General features: G+C 40.9%; 14 protein-coding genes and 1 pseudogene. 3 read left to right on the top strand and 12 right to left on the bottom strand.

The features are described from left to right. Positions 1-328 precede the first annotated feature (328 nt). From OCU30_RS13725 to OCU30_RS13705, 5 genes and pseudogenes are all read right to left on the bottom strand, one after another. Positions 329-1,015: an AbiU2 domain-containing protein gene (locus OCU30_RS13725; protein ID WP_077314493.1), complete on the bottom strand. Its 687-nt coding sequence runs from the start codon at positions 1,013-1,015 to the stop codon at positions 329-331. Between the two features lie 24 nt (positions 1,016-1,039). Continuing rightward, entirely contained in the window at positions 1,040-1,699 is a 660-nt protein-coding gene (locus tag OCU30_RS13720; RefSeq protein WP_077314494.1) for a nucleoside/nucleotide kinase family protein, read from the bottom strand. Between the two features lie 393 nt (positions 1,700-2,092). Continuing rightward, positions 2,093-2,227, bottom strand: a pseudogene (gene tdh, locus OCU30_RS13715) (L-threonine 3-dehydrogenase); the annotation flags it as partial. Positions 2,228-2,256: 29 nt separating this feature from the next. Continuing rightward, on the bottom strand, positions 2,257-2,763 hold the full coding sequence (locus tag OCU30_RS13710) for an iron-containing redox enzyme family protein (RefSeq protein WP_205408801.1): 507 nt from the start codon (positions 2,761-2,763) through the stop codon (positions 2,257-2,259). Then, on the bottom strand, positions 2,688-3,266 hold the full coding sequence (locus OCU30_RS13705) for a hypothetical protein (RefSeq protein WP_205408802.1): 579 nt from the start codon (positions 3,264-3,266) through the stop codon (positions 2,688-2,690). The genes OCU30_RS13710 and OCU30_RS13705 overlap by 76 nt, the downstream gene beginning before the upstream one ends. Before the next feature lie 334 nt (positions 3,267-3,600). On the opposite strand from OCU30_RS13705, the gene OCU30_RS13700 reads away from it, so the two are divergent. Beyond that, the gene (locus tag OCU30_RS13700; RefSeq protein WP_077314496.1) at positions 3,601-4,524 is read left to right on the top strand and encodes a DMT family transporter; all 924 of its coding nucleotides are present in this window, start codon (positions 3,601-3,603) and stop codon (positions 4,522-4,524) included. Positions 4,525-4,704: 180 nt separating this feature from the next. Here OCU30_RS13700 and OCU30_RS13695 read toward each other — a convergent pair whose 3' ends face one another. From OCU30_RS13695 to OCU30_RS13675, 5 genes are all read right to left on the bottom strand, one after another. Next, on the bottom strand, positions 4,705-5,667 hold the full coding sequence (locus OCU30_RS13695) for a transposase (protein ID WP_077314497.1): 963 nt from the start codon (positions 5,665-5,667) through the stop codon (positions 4,705-4,707). Between the two features lie 896 nt (positions 5,668-6,563). Beyond that, complete coding sequence (locus OCU30_RS13690) at positions 6,564-7,271, bottom strand: HAD family hydrolase (protein WP_077314498.1); 708 nt, start codon at positions 7,269-7,271, stop codon at positions 6,564-6,566. A 155-nt stretch (positions 7,272-7,426) separates the two neighbouring features. Next, positions 7,427-8,587, bottom strand: a complete 1,161-nt coding sequence (locus OCU30_RS13685; protein ID WP_077315083.1) for a protein kinase family protein — start codon at positions 8,585-8,587, stop codon at positions 7,427-7,429. A gap of 556 nt (positions 8,588-9,143) precedes the next feature. Continuing rightward, positions 9,144-10,175, bottom strand: coding sequence for an L-threonine 3-dehydrogenase (tdh, locus tag OCU30_RS13680; RefSeq protein ID WP_077314499.1), 1,032 nt, complete (start codon positions 10,173-10,175; stop codon positions 9,144-9,146). Between the two features lie 12 nt (positions 10,176-10,187). Next, entirely contained in the window at positions 10,188-11,381 is a 1,194-nt protein-coding gene (locus OCU30_RS13675; protein WP_077314500.1) for a glycine C-acetyltransferase, read from the bottom strand. A gap of 270 nt (positions 11,382-11,651) precedes the next feature. On the opposite strand from OCU30_RS13675, the gene OCU30_RS13670 reads away from it, so the two are divergent. Further along, positions 11,652-12,599, top strand: a complete 948-nt coding sequence (locus OCU30_RS13670) for a LysR family transcriptional regulator (protein WP_077314501.1) — start codon at positions 11,652-11,654, stop codon at positions 12,597-12,599. A gap of 105 nt (positions 12,600-12,704) precedes the next feature. Here the strand turns inward: OCU30_RS13670 and OCU30_RS13665 are convergent, their stop codons facing one another. Both OCU30_RS13665 and OCU30_RS13660 read right to left on the bottom strand, forming a co-directional pair. Beyond that, on the bottom strand, positions 12,705-13,064 hold the full coding sequence (locus OCU30_RS13665) for a cytochrome b562 (RefSeq protein ID WP_077314502.1): 360 nt from the start codon (positions 13,062-13,064) through the stop codon (positions 12,705-12,707). A 50-nt stretch (positions 13,065-13,114) separates the two neighbouring features. Then, entirely contained in the window at positions 13,115-13,864 is a 750-nt protein-coding gene (locus tag OCU30_RS13660; RefSeq protein ID WP_077314503.1) for a phosphatase, read from the bottom strand. A 242-nt stretch (positions 13,865-14,106) separates the two neighbouring features. Between OCU30_RS13660 and OCU30_RS13655 the strand changes: the two genes are divergently transcribed. After that, positions 14,107-16,980, top strand: a complete 2,874-nt coding sequence (locus OCU30_RS13655) for an HD domain-containing phosphohydrolase (protein WP_077314504.1) — start codon at positions 14,107-14,109, stop codon at positions 16,978-16,980. Positions 16,981-17,159: the final 179 nt, after the last annotated feature.

The raw sequence follows: 17,159 nt of genomic DNA, 5'->3' as shown, positions 1-17,159 counted from the left end.
CACTACACTTATCGTCGCAGGCGCTTAGCATAGCAGCATTCAGTAATACTTATTTTAAACGCACCCAAAAGTGCGTGTATTATTTGTTTATTGCCAATCAAAAATCACTTTGCTGGAATACAATCAGGACACCCACAATATTCATATCTCCAATTCTGCAAAGGCTGGATTGCCACGCCTCTATTCTGCCTAAAAGACGCAAACATAAAGTAATGCACCCATTTCCCTAACAAACTCTAGAACTACTTGCGAATTCAAACATCACATCACTATGAAAACGGTAGGACGGCACTTAGAACATTGCTTATTTATAATATGGGTGTCTTGTTTATTTTGTACGTGCTACATGTTCCCAAAATTTCTGAGCCATTAATTTTGCCTTGGTCTCTGCCTCATAAACTGGATATTTGGTTCGTGTCATTAAGCCGATTAGGTTAAGCAAAATTAACTTCATATTGTTGATTAAGTAAAACACATCACCTACTGTATGATTATTAGCTTTAATATCATATCTACCATCTTTATGAGCAAGAGCCTTATCACGTAAAGGAGCTATTTTTTTAGCTTCCTCAGATACAAGTAACCCCTTAATTAAGAAAATGCAATCTTGAAAATGAGCATCAAATTTGGCTTCACGATCAGTCTTAAAGCTTTGATGCCAACTTTTGTCAGTTTCCCCGATATCAATCGTTTTGGGTGGTGCGACATAATACCGTTTTAAATGCTTAAGGTTAGTTTTGTCGTCAGCAAGCTTTTCTAGTAAACCATATAGGCTCAGGTTGCTTGAGTTAGGTGATTTGTCAAATAACCAAGCGTGCAACTCAACCATCAAAGAGGCGTATAGAGTATCTTGGATAGCTAAAATACCACCTCGAACTTCTGGTTCAAGACTAGATAAAGACTGATATTGTTCAATAGAAACAGCAAGTAACTCTTTCCGTTCCAATAGACTTAAGTAGCCAATTACAGCGGAGTCTACCTGCTTCTGAAATTTTGCCACTTGCTCTGATCTCATTATTATCCTCTAAGTACATAACGCTTAAAGCATGGGCGCTGCTTTTTCGCGTCCCTTGCCTTTACTTGTTACTTTTGACTTGATGTAAGCCTCAACGACATCAAATCCTGGCTTTTTAGTCAGAACTGTTTTCTCAATATTACGGCAGTAATTACCAATAGCCATTGGAGAAGTTGCGTCTATGAAACTAACACCTTCATGACCACCTGATAACAACGATTCAAAGTATTCACGTTGAGGTTCTATCAAGCGCAAGTGCATATCAAAGTTACTTCTCTTTCGACTCTTATCGTTATTTTTCCTAGCTCGCAATTCATCAATACCAACATGCAATAAAACGTATGCATCGGGAAAATCTAGTAGGCTTTGCAGAAATGCTTTTGAATAAAAGTCTAAAACCTCATTCACAGGCTGAAAATTCAGATCATCGAATATCCAGTTATACCAAACTGGCTGCAAATGATCTCCATCCAAAATGGCTACTTTTCCTAACTCTGACTCTGTTTTCGCTAATTCCCAACGTTTTACTTGCATCCGAAAGTACCAATCATCTGGCTCATTAGATGAACGCTCAAATAACTCATTCACTTCAGGTATTCGGACATATCCGTATTCCCTTTCCATATAATTGGAAGCAGTACTCTTGCCAATTCCACTAGCGCCTTCGAGACATATTATGGTCATTTAGCTTCCTTGAAAGTAACATTTTAATAGTGCGCATGTGCGTTTGCGCTGTACATAAGAGTTCAAAAAAATTACCTATAAAATGCTGTTTTAAATAAACTTTTAAGACATATCCCAAAGTGGCTCAAAATACAAATGCGCGCATGCGCGTTATATCATTTATCCACAGCGCGTTATTCTGGCTGATAAATTGGTTAATGATTGATCTTAATACACTTTCATTGACACTACTATGACAAACCAAGCAAAAAAACACTATTCAGGGCATAAAAACGGTAGGTTGTGTTTGGCGATGTAGCTTTATCACTTAACCGTTTTTGTTTTAAACTCCGGCTAATTTGCGATGAACCAAAAAAAGCGCCCCAATCGGAGCGCTTTGATTTCAATCTAGGTTTATTGCCAATCAAGAATCACTTTGCCGGAAGCGCCGCTACGCATGGCATCAAAGCCTTGTTGGAAGTCATCAATCTTGAAATGATGCGTGATGATTGGCGTCAAATCGAGCCTTGATTGAATCAGGCTTGCTATCTATAGTATGGGTGTCTTGTTTATTTTTATTATAAGTAATCATAATAGCGTTCCGCAGTTTGGAGTCTCAGCAAACTACCTTGATAGAACTCTGATTTGGAATCCGGATTTTTATCTACTATATTATTAATTACCTTATAGAGCCAGTCATCACCATGTTTAATATCTATTGTTATATGTTCATTGTAATAATGAACGTCATCAGTTAGTAATCCTAGACGATAACAACCTTTTACCAACTTCATATATTGTGGTGGGTCTAAGACCTCAGTCATGGCCATAACTCCCAATAGTTTATAATATTGAGAGCGATTAACGGCTCCTAGCATAAAAGCATTGTGACCAGCTAATCCAGCTTCGTTGTACATATCTATATAGTGATTATTAGGAAGTTCTATATCTTGACGACTGAGCACATCTTTGTATAAGTTAACATGAGTGAAATAGTTATCCCCATGTCCTACTTCATCCCATAAATTTTCACTAATGGTACCTCTAGTACTTTGTTCTGAACCAATAAGAGTATATGCAACCAAATCAAAAAAATTAAATTAAGTGCACTATCACTTTTTAAGAAAATCCCTAACTGCTCCTTAGAAGCTGACTTTTCCAAAAAATCAAATAAAGGGTGATGTGATGCAATATGACTTGTCCAAACTGATTTTAGATAATCACCAAATGTTTCATATTCTTCACTAAAAGTCATTCTAGGAGAAGATTTAAATTCAAATGCTAACCAGCTACTTTCAATCTTACTACGTATTTGACACACGACAGGGTTAAACTGTCTTTCTGCAGGTAAAGATAATGGATTGGTCAAATTAATCTGATAAATCATAAATAACGCATTTTGAGCAACTTTAGTTGCTTCACTATCGTTTAAAGAATACGCATCATTCAGTATTATTTCGATTTCCAATGAAAGTTCATCAGGTAAAAATTTGGAAACATCTCCAGTATTTAAATATTCTCTAAGCTTTTCCGAAAAACCATACTTATCATTATTAAGTGATGATTCAACATACATTTTGTTAAACACTTTACTTTCCTTCGTTAATGATTTTGATTTTTAAATATAACTACAAAGCACATCCAAATATCAAACATTATTCATAACTATTGTGTAAATAATATTTAACATTGATTTAAATCAATAATAATCGAACTTATGATTCTTATTAAGAATAACGATAAGAGTTATTTATTCCATACTGATATATAGACGGATGATTGAGTGTACTAATTAGTAAAATAGAATTCGTATCTTTATGGATCAGAACGAAAATAATACAGTTATTTCATCAAAACTTTTGTTTATTAGTGTATTGTGTGCGTATACTGGTGTGCTATCTAGTAACAATTAGGAGGAATGTATGCCCTACATGATGTTAACTTTGGCTGCTATGTTCTGGGGAGGAAACTATGTCATTGGTCATGTCTTAGTTTCAGAAGCTGATCCAATACTGATGACAGAATCCAGATGGCTTATAACAGCAATTTTATTATCGGTTCTTTACTCTTCTCATATAAAAAGTGATTACCTAAAGATTAAAAAGTCATTTTTTTCAATATTATTACTTTCAATTTTTGGACAAGTTTTATTTCCGCTCACTCTTTACATTGGGTTACAAACAACAACATCACTTAATGCTGCGATTTATATGTCAGCAACTCCATGTATGGTTTTAATTATCAATAGATTCATTTTTAAGGATACTGTTAGCAGAAATAACATAATAGGTGTTTTGTTGAGCACGCTGGGGGTTATTTATCTGATATTGAAAGGAAATATAACAAATTCAAACTTTTTAAATACCATAAACGTTGGTGATGTATGGGCTATGGGATCAGCAATGAGTTGGGCCTTTTATTGCTCATTTCTACGTATTAAAGATAAAACCATAAGTAGCAATGCATTTGTCACGACCAGTTCGGTATTGGGTGCTGTAATCCTGTCGCCTATAGTGTGGTACTACAGTACAACTCAGCAACAAATGAACCTTGAGTCCTACACTCAAGGATCATTTTGGCTTGGTCTTATGTACTTAGTTGTTTTCCCATCTTGGCTATCTTATGTTTTTTGGAATAAGGGGATCGGTGAAATAGGAGCAACACGCGGTGAAATATATACACACATTATTCCTTTATCAGGAGGGGTATTCAGCGTCCTTTTCCTAGGAGTAGGACTGGAGCCATTTCATCTTGTGAGTGCCATTTTTATTGCGTTAGGTATCTGGTTTTGTTCAAAAAAAGAAAAAGCTAATGTGAAAGAAATTAACTGGGACACACACCATTAACTACTTGTGTCAAAGATGCTAACCTTAAAAATCAGCAGGTAAAGTCTCGTAAAGCCTATTCAAAGATGAATGGGGTTATTGGTATCGGTGGAGTAATGGTTGTTGGAGCAGAAAAGCGAGTGTAGGAGTCGAGAGAAACAAATTAGGTTGCCGCTGCCTACTGATTTAACGTTGTATTTATTATGAAATCAGTAGCCCCACCATTCGTTTCTTACCCAGCTTAGTTTTTGCATTATTGAGTTCTTTGGTGGAACCAATCCAAGCTCTAGGCTTTTTTTCTAGTTCAGTGCAAAGTGTTAAACACTCTTGTTGAGGCAGGGACAACCGTTCAAGAATGGCGGGCATGCGGTTATCAATATGCCCACGCTTATCTTCTCTCATTTGCCTACCGACCCAATCAACTAATTCAATATAATCCATTAAACGAAATGGGATCCCCTGATGTTTATCTTGGTGTTCATGTCCCATAAAATTTGCGAGTGATGGTGTGTTGGTTTCGTTCTGTTTTAAGCTGGTTAAACGTGCTTTTATTGAGGTATGATCAGATTGCTCTGGGGAATCTGCCATTTTTGCTCTTATAGGATTAAGATCGACATAAGCCATGGCGGAAAGCAACGCTTTCTCGTCGAGTAAGGCTTGAGACTTAAACCGCCCCTCCCAAAATCGACCTGTGCATTGGTCTTCTTTGTTAGCCTGTACGGCAATGTCATAGTTAAGTTCTTTCATAAACCAGCTTAAGGAATACAAACGGTGTCGCCAAGTCTCAATCAGCTGATCACACGTGTGTGATTCGGCTTTGGACTTGATCTGGCTTGTCAGCCATCGATGAATAATGGCAGGTGTTTGATGTTCACTGCACCAACGCTCCACGACTTCAAGATCAGAAAGGGCGAGAGCGGCTTCTCTATCAACAAATGCCACGAGGTGGTAATGATTGCTCATGATGGCGTAAGAGCAAATACGAATGCAGTATATCGAGGCGAGGAACAACATACGCTGTTCAACCCATTCTCGGCGGTGTTCGTAAGATTGGCCCGTGAAAGTATCATTACCACAAAGAAAGGATCGGCGTACACAACGCGAGACGCAGTGGTAGTAAGGCGTCATTTCAGGGCAAATAAGTTGAGATCTGGCTGTTGTCATTCGTTCACTCCAAGAATACAAGCGTGAGCAAGCATGACAATTTGTTGATGAAGACGATATAAAACGAGTGAAAACTTACGACCGAAATCAAAGAAATACAGGGGAATCAGAGTGGCTTATTGGGCATATGTTAGGGTGTGTGTCCTCATAAATTTACGCGAGACGCAGTGGTAGTAAGGCGTCATTTCAGGGCAAATAAGTTGAGATCTGGCCGTTGTCATTCGTTCACTCCAAGAATACAAGCGTGAGCAAGCATGACAATTTGTTGATGAAGACGATATAAAACGAGTGAAAACTTACGACCGAAATCAAAGAAATACAGGGGGATCAGAGTGGCTTATTGGGCATATGTTAGGGTGTGTGTCCTCATAAATTTTTGATGTATCACTGACGCCAATTCTGCAAAGGCTCAATATCCCATCCGATCATTGGCTCATCATTACAAGCGAATTCGAGCAGCACACGCATATAGCGGTAGGCAAAGAAAGTAACCTAACACGTTACTATCAAAATTGTGATTATCAACACCGACCGAAAATCACCCAAACCAAAAAGCTACTGGCTTAACCACTTCACGCACACCATTAGTATGTAATGGCTGGATTGCCACGCCTCTATTCTGCCTAAAAGACGCAAACATAAAGTAAAGCATCCATTTCCCTAATAAACTCTAGAACTACTTGCGAATTCAAACACCACATCAAAATGAACGTTACGATGAAAGCGAAAACATTGCTCATTTATAGTATGGGTGTCTTGTTTATTGGACGATTTGCGCTATTCGCATTGCTCGCTTCCATGAACTTATCGCCCGCCACAGCGGAAAAATTTGAACGCCAGTGAAAATTTTATCCTAAGCCCGTAACGGGCTGGCTGCTGGCGTTTGTTATTTGTTTTTATGATGAATAGAAGAATTCGAGAATATTAGACCCATCTACAACATAGTCAGCAGAACTATTTTTATCTTGCTGATTTGCTATAACTCTAACCGTTGTTAGACCAAGCGCTTGCCCGCCGATTATATCCGCCCGTTCTCTATCTCCCACCATCCATATGTCTTTACTTGCTTCCACATTAAGCTTTTTAAGGGCAAGTTCGAATATTTTAGCATTAGGTTTACGAAAACTAATTTCACTGGACCAAACAACTGCGTCAAAAAATTTAGCAAGTCCCTTTTCTCTAAGCCCTTCATCAAAGACGTCAACAGGACCTGTCATATTTGATACTAAACACAGAGGTATCTGCCTGTCTTTTAAGTACTTTAATAAAGGGATGCTATATGGTTTAACGGTACAGCCTCTCACAAACGCCTTCAAATGCGCACGACATAAGCGTTCGATTTCGTATGAGCTAAAGTTGAGTCCTATAGAAATAGAAGCTTGCTGCCATATATCAAGCCAATGCGGTTGGTTCGTATTATTGTTTGTATACAACTTTGCGATACATCTATCAATCTCGTCACCCAACGCATTTAACTGCTTAATATCCAATTCCAAATCATCGCATATTGAAGATCCTTCAATACTTGTAAGCCCATCGGTTAAGGAAATATCAGTTGTTAGAGTATTCCCTAAGTCAAACATTACTGCCTGAATTTTTGTCATAAATAAGCCCTTATTCACTGCTAGCTTATGAAGGATACGTATGTCATTGGAATGTAACTATCACAGACAAATAACGCCGCTCACAGCGGCGAGCGAAGCGAGTCCGGTAGCCGAAGGCTACGAACTGCTGGGCTTTGTTATGATTCACGGCAAAATTACATTGGTGCGATAGCTTGAAAAGCCATGCGTAACTCATCAACATCTTTAAATCTAATAGACTTATCACTACTAAGGCCTATATCAATAAAAGCACGCACATTCTCTGGTAACTTTTCAGTCTTACTCTTTCCGGTTAAGACGTAATATAAAATACGAGTCAACGCGTATGTTTCATGCAAGATGCTATAACTATCAAATCCTTCTGTTACTAGGCTTGGATCATTATAGTAGCCTTTAAAATCCGTATTTTCAGAAGTTAGTTCGCTATCAACGATTTTCACCAGACCAAAATCCGCTATTTTCACTACAGCCACATCATCATATTCTTTGAGTAGAATATTTTTAGGGCTAATATCCCTGTGCAAAATATTTTTAGAATGTATGTACGAGAAAGCTCTGAGTATTTGCAACCCTAACTTAACGCGATCTTGAAACGATAACTTGGAATTGTTTTTTAAAATATACTTATCCAATGAGTTGTCCATAAACTCCATAATGTACTCATTGTTTTTCTCATTGTATCCATAAACTTCTAGAACATATGGTGAGCTTAGCATACTCATTTGTTCGTACTCTCGCTTAAACCTTTCAATTTCCTTTGCATTTAGATCTTTCTTTGCCCGCTTTAAAGCAAAGTTTTTATTATAGAAACTGTCAAAATACTTATAGACATTTGCATAAGACCCACTACCTAGAGCCTTTAAATCAGCGGTCTTATTTTTGTTCTCAATTTTCACTGAGCTTTGTGGAAAAAATATTGGGATAGTGTAATAAATCTCTAGCTTTTCAGTATAAGAGGGGATTGCACTCCCACCGCTCTTACTTAGAAAGCTCTTACAAAAAGTAAGTCTATCTCGATGGTACTCCTCAATATAGAATGCATATTCAGAGTTCTTCAAAGATCTCTCTAAAGCTTCAATCGTCTCTATAGATCTAATGAGCTCCCTACTCGGGTCTGCCCAGAAGTGAGCCGTGTCTTCATCTGTTGGAAGCCTATTATTCATCGAGTCAAAAAGACTAGTGACGCTAGAGTGAAGAGTAGAGAATAAAATTCTTAACTTGTCATTATTTATTGATTCGTAAAGATCTTCGAATTCATTATTCAAAATATCAAAGAGCTTTCTGTAGTGACTCTCTATGGCATTATCTGCATTCATTAATATTATAAAACCTGTCTCTAATTGAACCATAACATTTTAATAGTGCGCATGCGCGTTTGCGCTGTACATGAAAGTTCAAAAAATTACCTATAAATGGCTGTTTTAAATAAACTTTTAAAACATATCCCAAAGCAAATAAAAATACAAATTCGAGCATGCGCATTATATCATTTATCCACAGCGCGTTATTCTGGCTGATAAATTGGTTAATTATTGATCTTAATACACTTGCATTGACACTACTATGACAAACCAAGCAAAAAAACAATATTCAGGCCATAAAAACAGGCATGCAATTGGCAAACATCAAAATAAACTGCATGTTTATACAGTAAAAGGCAATTTATCCACAAGGAGTACTCGATGTCTTCCAGTCGATTTATCAATTATCTCAGAAGCGAGTTGCGTGTATAGGGCTACGGCATAAAAACGGTAAGTTGTGTTTGGCGATGTAGCTTTATCACTTACAACCGCTTTGTTTTAAGTGCCCGCTAATTGGCGATGCCCCAAAAAAAAAGCGCCCCTTTCGGAGCGCTTTGATTTCAATATAGGTTTATTGCCAATCAAGAATGACTTTGCCGGAAGCGCCGCTGCGCATGGCGTCGAAGCCTTGTTGGAAATCATCAATCTTGAAATGATGCGTGATGATTGGTGTCAAATCGAGCCCTGATTGAATCAGGCTTGCCATCTTGTACCAGGTTTCAAACATTTCACGGCCGTAGATGCCTTTGATAACCAGCCCTTTGAAGATGACTTTGGTCCAATCGATCGCCATATCCGATGGTGGAATGCCAAGCAGAGCAATGCGGCCGCCGTGGTTCATGCCTTCAAGCATAGAATTGAACGCACTTGGCACGCCGGACATTTCTAAGCCAACATCAAACCCTTCGGTCATATTAAGCTCAGCCATGACCTCTTCGAGTTTTTGCTCTGCAACATTCACCGCGCGCGTAACACCCATTTTACGGGCTAGATCTAGGCGGTATTCGTTAACATCAGTAATCACCACATGGCGAGCACCCACATGTTTGGCGACGGCGGCGGCCATAATGCCAATAGGACCTGCGCCTGTGATGAGAACATCTTCGCCGACCAAATCAAACGACAATGCGGTATGAACGGCATTGCCAAATGGGTCAAAGATTGAGGCTAAATCATCGGAAATTTCATCAGGAATTTTAAACGCGTTAAACGCCGGGATCACCAAATACTCAGCAAAGGCACCTTCACGGTTGACCCCAACTCCAATGGTATTACGGCATAAATGTGTACGGCCGCCACGACAGTTACGGCAGTGCCCACAGGTAATATGCCCTTCCCCAGACACGCGGTCACCTAACTCAAAGCCGCGTACGTCAGTGCCAATTTCAACCACTTCGCCCACGTATTCATGACCGACCACCATCGGTACCGGAATGGTGTTTTGTGACCACTCATCCCAGTTATAAATGTGTACATCGGTACCACAAATCGCCGTTTTACGGATTTTAATCAGCAAATCGTTGTGACCTAATTGTGGCTTGTCCACTTCGGTCATCCAAATGCCTGGTTCCGGTTTTAATTTAGAAAGTGCTTTAATTTTCATGGTTATTTAGCCTTAAATGATCGCCATCGCTTGGCCTACTTCAATAAAGGCATCGATGGCTTGATCTAACTGTTCACGGCTATGGGCCGCTGACATTTGGGTGCGAATACGTGCTTGGCCTTTTGGTACCACAGGGAATGAGAATCCGGTGACGTAAATGCCTTTTTCTAGCGCACGTTCGGCAAATTCTGCGGCAATTTTTGCATCACCAAGCATAACTGGAATGATGGCGTGATCGGCCCCCGCGAGCGTGAATCCCGCCTCGGTCATCCGCGTGCGAAAATGCGTTGCGTTATCCCATAATTGAGCGCGCAGGTGGTTACTTTCTGCTAAGAGATCTAAAACACGAATGGACGCAGAGACAATCGCTGGCGCCACAGAGTTAGAAAATAGGTATGGACGAGAGCGTTGACGCAACCAGTCAATCACCTCTTTTTTACCGGACGTGTAACCGCCTGATGCGCCGCCCATGGCTTTGCCCAGCGTACCGGTAATGATATCGATGCGATCAATCACATCGTGATATTCGTGTGTACCACGACCATTCGCGCCCATAAAGCCGACAGCGTGTGAATCATCCACCATTACTAGTGCATTATATTTATCCGCTAAATCACAAATCGCCGGTAGGTTTGCCACCACACCGTCCATGGAGAATACCCCGTCAGTGACGATCAATTTGTGGCGCACACCCGCTTCATCTGCGGCGATCAGTTGCTGTTCAAGCTCGGCCATGTCGTTATTTGGGTAACGGAAACGTTTCGCTTTACATAAACGCACCCCATCGATGATTGACGCATGGTTTAAAGCATCGGAGATAATCGCGTCGTTACCATCAAGCAAGGTTTCAAACAAACCGGTGTTGGCATCAAAACATGAGGTATACAAGATTGTGTCTTCTTGGCCTAGAAAGGTCGAAAGCTTATTTTCTAATTCTTTGTGTGAATCTTGCGTACCGCAAATGAAACGAACCGATGCCATACCGAAACCGTGTTCGTCCATGCCGACTTTTGCCGCTTTAATCAATTCAGGGTGATTGGCCAGACCTAAATAGTTATTCGCGCAAAAATTAAGGACTTCTTGTCCTGTTGAGATATGAACCGCTGCACTTTGCTGTGAGGTGATAATACGCTCAGATTTGTACAACCCGTCCGCTTTAACTTCCTCAAGCTGTTCACGGATTTGTTGGTAAAAAGCAGAAGACATGACGTATTCCTTTTAAATGGTCGTTCAGTGGCAAGTCTGCGTGGCGATAGCCAGCATTAATGCGTTAAGTGTAATTCATGGCTACCTTAGAGATTATACCTCGTGATGGAAAATGATTTGTGAATTACAGGCACAAGTTGTAAGCTCCCCAGATGGCAGACGCAAATCATCAATAAAGCTCGCCACAGCCTAGATATAATCAACGTCTGAATGTGAGTACTACATAGCAATGTGGTGCACTCCTTTTTGATAGCCATAGAGTCTCTTGCCATGAATCAAACCAAACTGATTGGATTATTGCCCGATTTAGCCAGCTTTATTCTGGTGGTGAATGAAGGCAGCTTTACGGCCGCCGCGCAGCAACTAGGAGTCACGCCGTCCGCCTTGAGTAAATTAATTACTCGCCTTGAAAAAGCGCTGTCGGTGAAATTGATTGAACGTTCCACTCGGCAGCTACATATTACCCAAGCAGGGCAAAAAATTTACGACCAATGTTTGGTGATGATGAATGCCGCCCAGCAAGTGGTTGAATTATCGAGTGTTGATCATTCGATGCCCTCTGGCGCGCTCACTGTCGCCGCACCAGAAGCGTTTCTTAACTCGGTGTTGCAACCACTCGTATTACCCTTTTTAAGCGAATTTCCGCATATTGAACTGAAATTACGGGCGTTGGATGGAAAGATTGATGTGTTTCGCGACAATATTGATATTGCCTTCAAATTGACCGACAAACCTGATGAAAATTTAGTATTAAAAGAATTATGTAAAACCGAACTGGTTTTGTGTGCCAGCACGGATTACTTAGCAAGACGTGGCGTACCGACTCACCCAACCGATTTAGCCGAACACGATTGCTTGTATTTAGCTGAAACCTCGCAAGATCACATTTGGAATTTTTATAAGGAAGACACCACCCATACAGTGGCGGTATCGGGCCGTTATGCGGTCAACCAAGCACAAATGCGCCTCAATGGAGTGAAGGAAGGCTTAGGGATCGGGATTTTTCATGATTTTGTCGTGCAAGATGCGCTCGCCAATGGCGATATTGTTCCGGTGCTCACCGATTGGACGCTAACCAGCAACTATCACGGTGCTGTTGCAATGCAATATCCGCAAACGAAATATATGCCAGCAAGGCTGCGTGCTTTCATCGATTACGTCATGGCACATTTACAACCAAAGCTTAATACCCGTATTCAACTCAATGATGACAAGTAACAAAACGCGAAGTTCAGCCGCGCATTCATCCCCAAAAAGCCAAAGAAGCTCCCCCCTTCTTTGGCTGACTCAGGCGCTTGCCCTATCCAATATTCTCGCTGTGGATTATCGTGTTTTACGGTGATATTCATTACGCAAGCTACTGATTTTACGCATATCAGATTTTGCTTGGTCTAAATGACCGGCATCGAGTTGTTTATTTACGCCTTTTAACGCTTGATTAAGCTTTGTGAGACCTTCTTTGTAGGCTTTGGGGTTGTCACCTTGATAATCGGCCTGCTTTGCTTTGGTGACAAGCGAAGACATTTCAGTCACTGATTGTTTCATATCCGCTATGCTGTCAGCTTGAATCGCGTCACCATACGAATTTTTTATCAGCTTCATGGTGTCACCGACGTCCGCATTGGCAAGCACGCCAAAACTGACACTGGCCCCCAAGAGTAAAACACTTAATATTTTTAACATCGCGGTTTCCTTGTCTTATATGATCAATTACGGCTACCGCTTACAATACGTTATTCAAAATGTAATTCAAACTCATCAATCGGGGTACGCCCTCTTAATTGCAAGAAATCTAAGAACTGACGCGGGCTGTGAGTGATGATTTTTTCGGCTGGAATGTTAACCTCATTAATAAGCGCGAGGACTTCGTCGAACCCACCGATGTATGAGCAAAAGTGTGCATCACTACCCGTCGTAATAAACGCGCCTTTTTGTTGTGCGATTTTGGCAATCTCATAACAGCGTGGTTTACTCCCCACACGGCTATGGCCTTGTAAGCTGCTGTTATTGAGCTCAATCGCGACATTATATTGAACCGCGCACTCAACCACGGCGGCAAAATCAAAGTCATAATTAGGGTTGCCTAAATGTCCGAGAGCATCCACACGTCCTTGCTTAATCACATTCATCAACATCTCGGTTTGTTGCTCCTGACTTCCCGCTCTCACCACCGGCTCGTGCAAGCTACCAATCATCCAATCTAGACGTTGGTCAACCATCTCTGGTGTATCCACATCACCTTGTTGATTCATGATATTCGCTTCCACTCCACGCACTATCCCAACGCCCTCAAGAAAGCGAGGAAGTATTTTTTGATTGGCAAAAAACCAATGATGAGGGGCACCGGGCATCTCAGAGGCATGATCTGTGGTACAAAATAACGCAATTCCGCGCTCATTGGCAGCGCGTGCGTTTTCAATCAAGGTGCTATACGCGTGGCCACTGGCGTAAGTATGAGTATGGGTATCTACAGCAATTTTCATTATTTTATCCTTCCATGTGTATGGGAAAAGTGTATCAGTGGAGCTGGCTTTTACCAAAGCACACTGTGTTTTCTCTCATCCTAAATACAAAACATTGCATTGCTGTGTCGCCCCCCCAATCAATGCAACATTTTTGTCAGTTACACAGAAGACTCGCCTAGTTCACCTTTTCTCTCGTTACTTTTGCAACCTACATCCTGTGAACAATACTTAGTGTCACTAACCCAATATAGAGCCGGACCATGCCATTACGCCGATATCCTTTAAGTATTCATATCAGCACATTGTTTTTAATCCTTATGACTTTTTTCAGCGCGGTTCTCATCTTTGTGAGCTTTCAATATACCCATACTCTGTTACAAGGTAGCGCGAAAGCATTAAGCCTAGAAAATAGTAAAAAGATTGAATCTGAGCTGCATGAAAATATGGCGCCAATTTTTTCGACTCTAGATTTCATGGCGTATAGTAGCGTCGTACATGGCGACGACCTCGGGGCTGCAAAGTGGCGCTGGCTAGCCGCCGTTCATCAATCCTTTCTGCGTAACTCGGCTTTAGTCGCGGTTTATTTTGGTAGTGATAATGGTGACTTCACCATGATTCGGCCTTTGTTTGATCAACAAGCAAGACAAAAATTTCAAGCCCCTAAAACGGCCATACTGTACCTGAATAAAACCAAACTGGATGGCACCAGTGAAGTGTTCTTTTTTAATGATAAAATTCAACAAATTGATTTTCATAACAGCACGGATAACGTGTTCGATCCGCGCTCACGTCCTTGGTATAAAGCCAGTGTCGATAGCAACCGTATATCGATAACACAACCTTACTTTTTTTATTTTCTACAATCTTATGGTATTACGCTCTCACGAAGCTCTGCCGATGGTAAGCATGTGGTCGGCGCCGATTTCACGTTAGATTCTCTCTCGAGCAAACTGACCTCGATGGCCAAATATCCTGCTTCAAAAATGATTATCTTTGACAGTCATTCATTACCTATCGCTGAGCATAATACCAACCTCAGGCTCAATGAGCACAAAAGCGACTATAAGGCCGCACTGCGCGATAGTATCTTCCATGATATTTTCAATCGCGCGAGCCCACGTACGATTTATGAAGACCGAGAGTATGATGGCGAAATGTGGTCGGTATCATTAACGCCAATCCGCATTACTCCAGATATGGAAGTGCGCCTAGCAGAAGCCGTGCGCCATAATGATATCCTCTCGAAGCTGCTTTTGGTGCGTGATACGCAAGTTGCGCTCGCGATTGGGTTGCTCTTCGTCTGTTTCGTCATCGTTTTGTTTGTATCACGACGTATCGCTAAACCAATGAAACGCTTAGTGCAATTAACAGGCAATATTGCACATTTCGATTTTAAAAAGACACATTACCCACATACCATGATTACCGAGCTGAATGAGTTAACGCATTCGATCCAGCTAATGGAGCATACCTTAAGTGATTTGATCAAGCTGCTTCATGAAACCGCAGCAAATAATGACTTTGATTCACTCGCCAAAACCATTACGCAACAAAGCTATATAATCACCAAAGCTGAAACCATCATTTTATATTCATACGAAGAAGAGACGTCACATTTTTCGGTGGTCGCTAACCACGCGATTATTCCTTTTAAAATTGACTTAGACGTATTGCTTAATAGCACCCCTTGGATTTTCTCTGATTTACGACAAGGGAATACTGTACATTTAAAACGTGACGACAACTTATTAAGACGTTTTCATAACCAGCTTTTCAATTCAGATATTTACCTCTTTCCATTACTGAACAGAGAAGGTCAATTAATTGGCGTTCTCAATGTGGGGTACGAGCGCGGTGTTGAGAAACCTTACCTTGAAAAGCATGCATTTTTACGCGAATTGCTGAGCTTTGCTGAAATTGCCAAAGATAATATTGATAATATGCAGCAACAAAAAGATATGTTGGATTCGTTCGTCGAACTGATTGCCTCTGCGATTGATACCAAATCGCCCTTTACCAGCGGCCACTGCCAGCGAGTGCCTTATATAACCCAAGCCTTAGCTCAAGTAGCGGATGAAGACCAAAAATATTTCCCACAATTTATGATGAGTAAAGACCGTTGGACAGAGTTGAAGCTCGCCTCTTGGCTCCATGATTGCGGCAAAATCACGACGCCAGAATATGTCATCGATAAAGCCACCAAATTAGAAACCATCCATGATCGTATCCATGAAATACGCACGCGAGTCGAAGTCTTAAAAAGCCAAGCAGAAGCCGACTACTGGCGCAATTTATATCAAGGCGGTAGCAAAGCACAACTGGATAAACAATTAGCTCAAACACTTACCGAGCTCGATGAAGACTTTGCGTTTATTGCAGAGTGCAATCAAGGCAGTGAACAATTATCGGATGCTGCGGTTGAACGTTTACAGGTGATTGCTAAGCGTCGCTGGAAGCGCACAATTGATGATCGCAGCGGAATTTCTTGGCTAGAACAACAACGTGTAAACACCGAATCACAAGCCCTACCCGTGATGGAACCTCTGCTAAGTGATAAAGAGTCCCACCGCATACCATGGGTAAATACTCAGGTGCACTTTACCGAGCAACAGTCGTTTAATTTGAAACCAGGGGAACTACGCTACAATCGTGGCGAGCTGTATAACTTATCCATTCGTTCTGGCACTTTAACGCCTGAAGAGCGCTTCATCATTAACGATCATATTATTCAAACAATAATGATGCTAAAAAAATTACCATACCCCAAATACTTACGCCAAGTTCCTGAAATTGCTGGCGGTCATCATGAGCATGTAAACGGTCAAGGCTATCCTCAGGGGTTAAGTGAGAAAGATATGTCGGTACAGGCAAGGATTATGGCCATTGCGGATGTGTTTGAAGCCTTAACCTCATCGGACAGACCCTATAAAAAGGCCAAAACGTTGAGTGAGTCTCTGGCCATCATGACGCATATGGCCACGTCAGGACATCTAGATCCTAAGTTATATTTGCTGTTTTTGGAACAAGAGGTCTACTTAGAATATGCGGCTAATCACCTCGACAACACACAGTGCGATCTGGTTGATAAGGCAGCATTGATAAAGAAAACAAAAGATTACATACGTGAACAATGAACATAACGTAATGAAATCATTAACGGTATCCATTGGTGCTCGATCATTTATTAAGCAGCTGTGGATATTTTTTTTATTTTAGTTGCCTAAAATCAAACAGTGCTCAAGATTTTCACTGGAAAGTTCTGATATATAACCAAGAATAGTTGATGTATGTCAAAGAGTCGTAGACAATACTG

This window comes from Vibrio palustris, from assembly GCF_024346995.1.
Taxonomy (GTDB): Bacteria; Pseudomonadota; Gammaproteobacteria; order Enterobacterales; family Vibrionaceae; genus Vibrio; species Vibrio palustris.
This window is presented reverse-complemented; position numbering and strand designations above follow the sequence as displayed.

Excerpts from the sequence above, each read along its gene's own strand:
- OCU30_RS13725 (WP_077314493.1), bottom strand. The coding sequence starts at position 1,015 with ATGAGATCAGAGCAAGTGGCAAAATTTCAGAAGCAGGTAGACTCCGCT.
- OCU30_RS13720 (WP_077314494.1), bottom strand. The coding sequence starts at position 1,699 with ATGACCATAATATGTCTCGAAGGCGCTAGTGGAATTGGCAAGAGTACT.
- OCU30_RS13700 (WP_077314496.1), top strand. The coding sequence starts at position 3,601 with ATGCCCTACATGATGTTAACTTTGGCTGCTATGTTCTGGGGAGGAAAC.
- OCU30_RS13695 (WP_077314497.1), bottom strand. The coding sequence starts at position 5,667 with ATGACAACAGCCAGATCTCAACTTATTTGCCCTGAAATGACGCCTTAC.
- OCU30_RS13690 (WP_077314498.1), bottom strand. The coding sequence starts at position 7,271 with ATGACAAAAATTCAGGCAGTAATGTTTGACTTAGGGAATACTCTAACA.
- OCU30_RS13685 (WP_077315083.1), bottom strand. The coding sequence starts at position 8,587 with ATGAATGCAGATAATGCCATAGAGAGTCACTACAGAAAGCTCTTTGAT.
- tdh (WP_077314499.1), bottom strand. The coding sequence starts at position 10,175 with ATGAAAATTAAAGCACTTTCTAAATTAAAACCGGAACCAGGCATTTGG.
- OCU30_RS13675 (WP_077314500.1), bottom strand. The coding sequence starts at position 11,381 with ATGTCTTCTGCTTTTTACCAACAAATCCGTGAACAGCTTGAGGAAGTT.
- OCU30_RS13670 (WP_077314501.1), top strand. The coding sequence starts at position 11,652 with ATGAATCAAACCAAACTGATTGGATTATTGCCCGATTTAGCCAGCTTT.
- OCU30_RS13665 (WP_077314502.1), bottom strand. The coding sequence starts at position 13,064 with ATGTTAAAAATATTAAGTGTTTTACTCTTGGGGGCCAGTGTCAGTTTT.
- OCU30_RS13660 (WP_077314503.1), bottom strand. The coding sequence starts at position 13,864 with ATGAAAATTGCTGTAGATACCCATACTCATACTTACGCCAGTGGCCAC.
- OCU30_RS13655 (WP_077314504.1), top strand. The coding sequence starts at position 14,107 with ATGCCATTACGCCGATATCCTTTAAGTATTCATATCAGCACATTGTTT.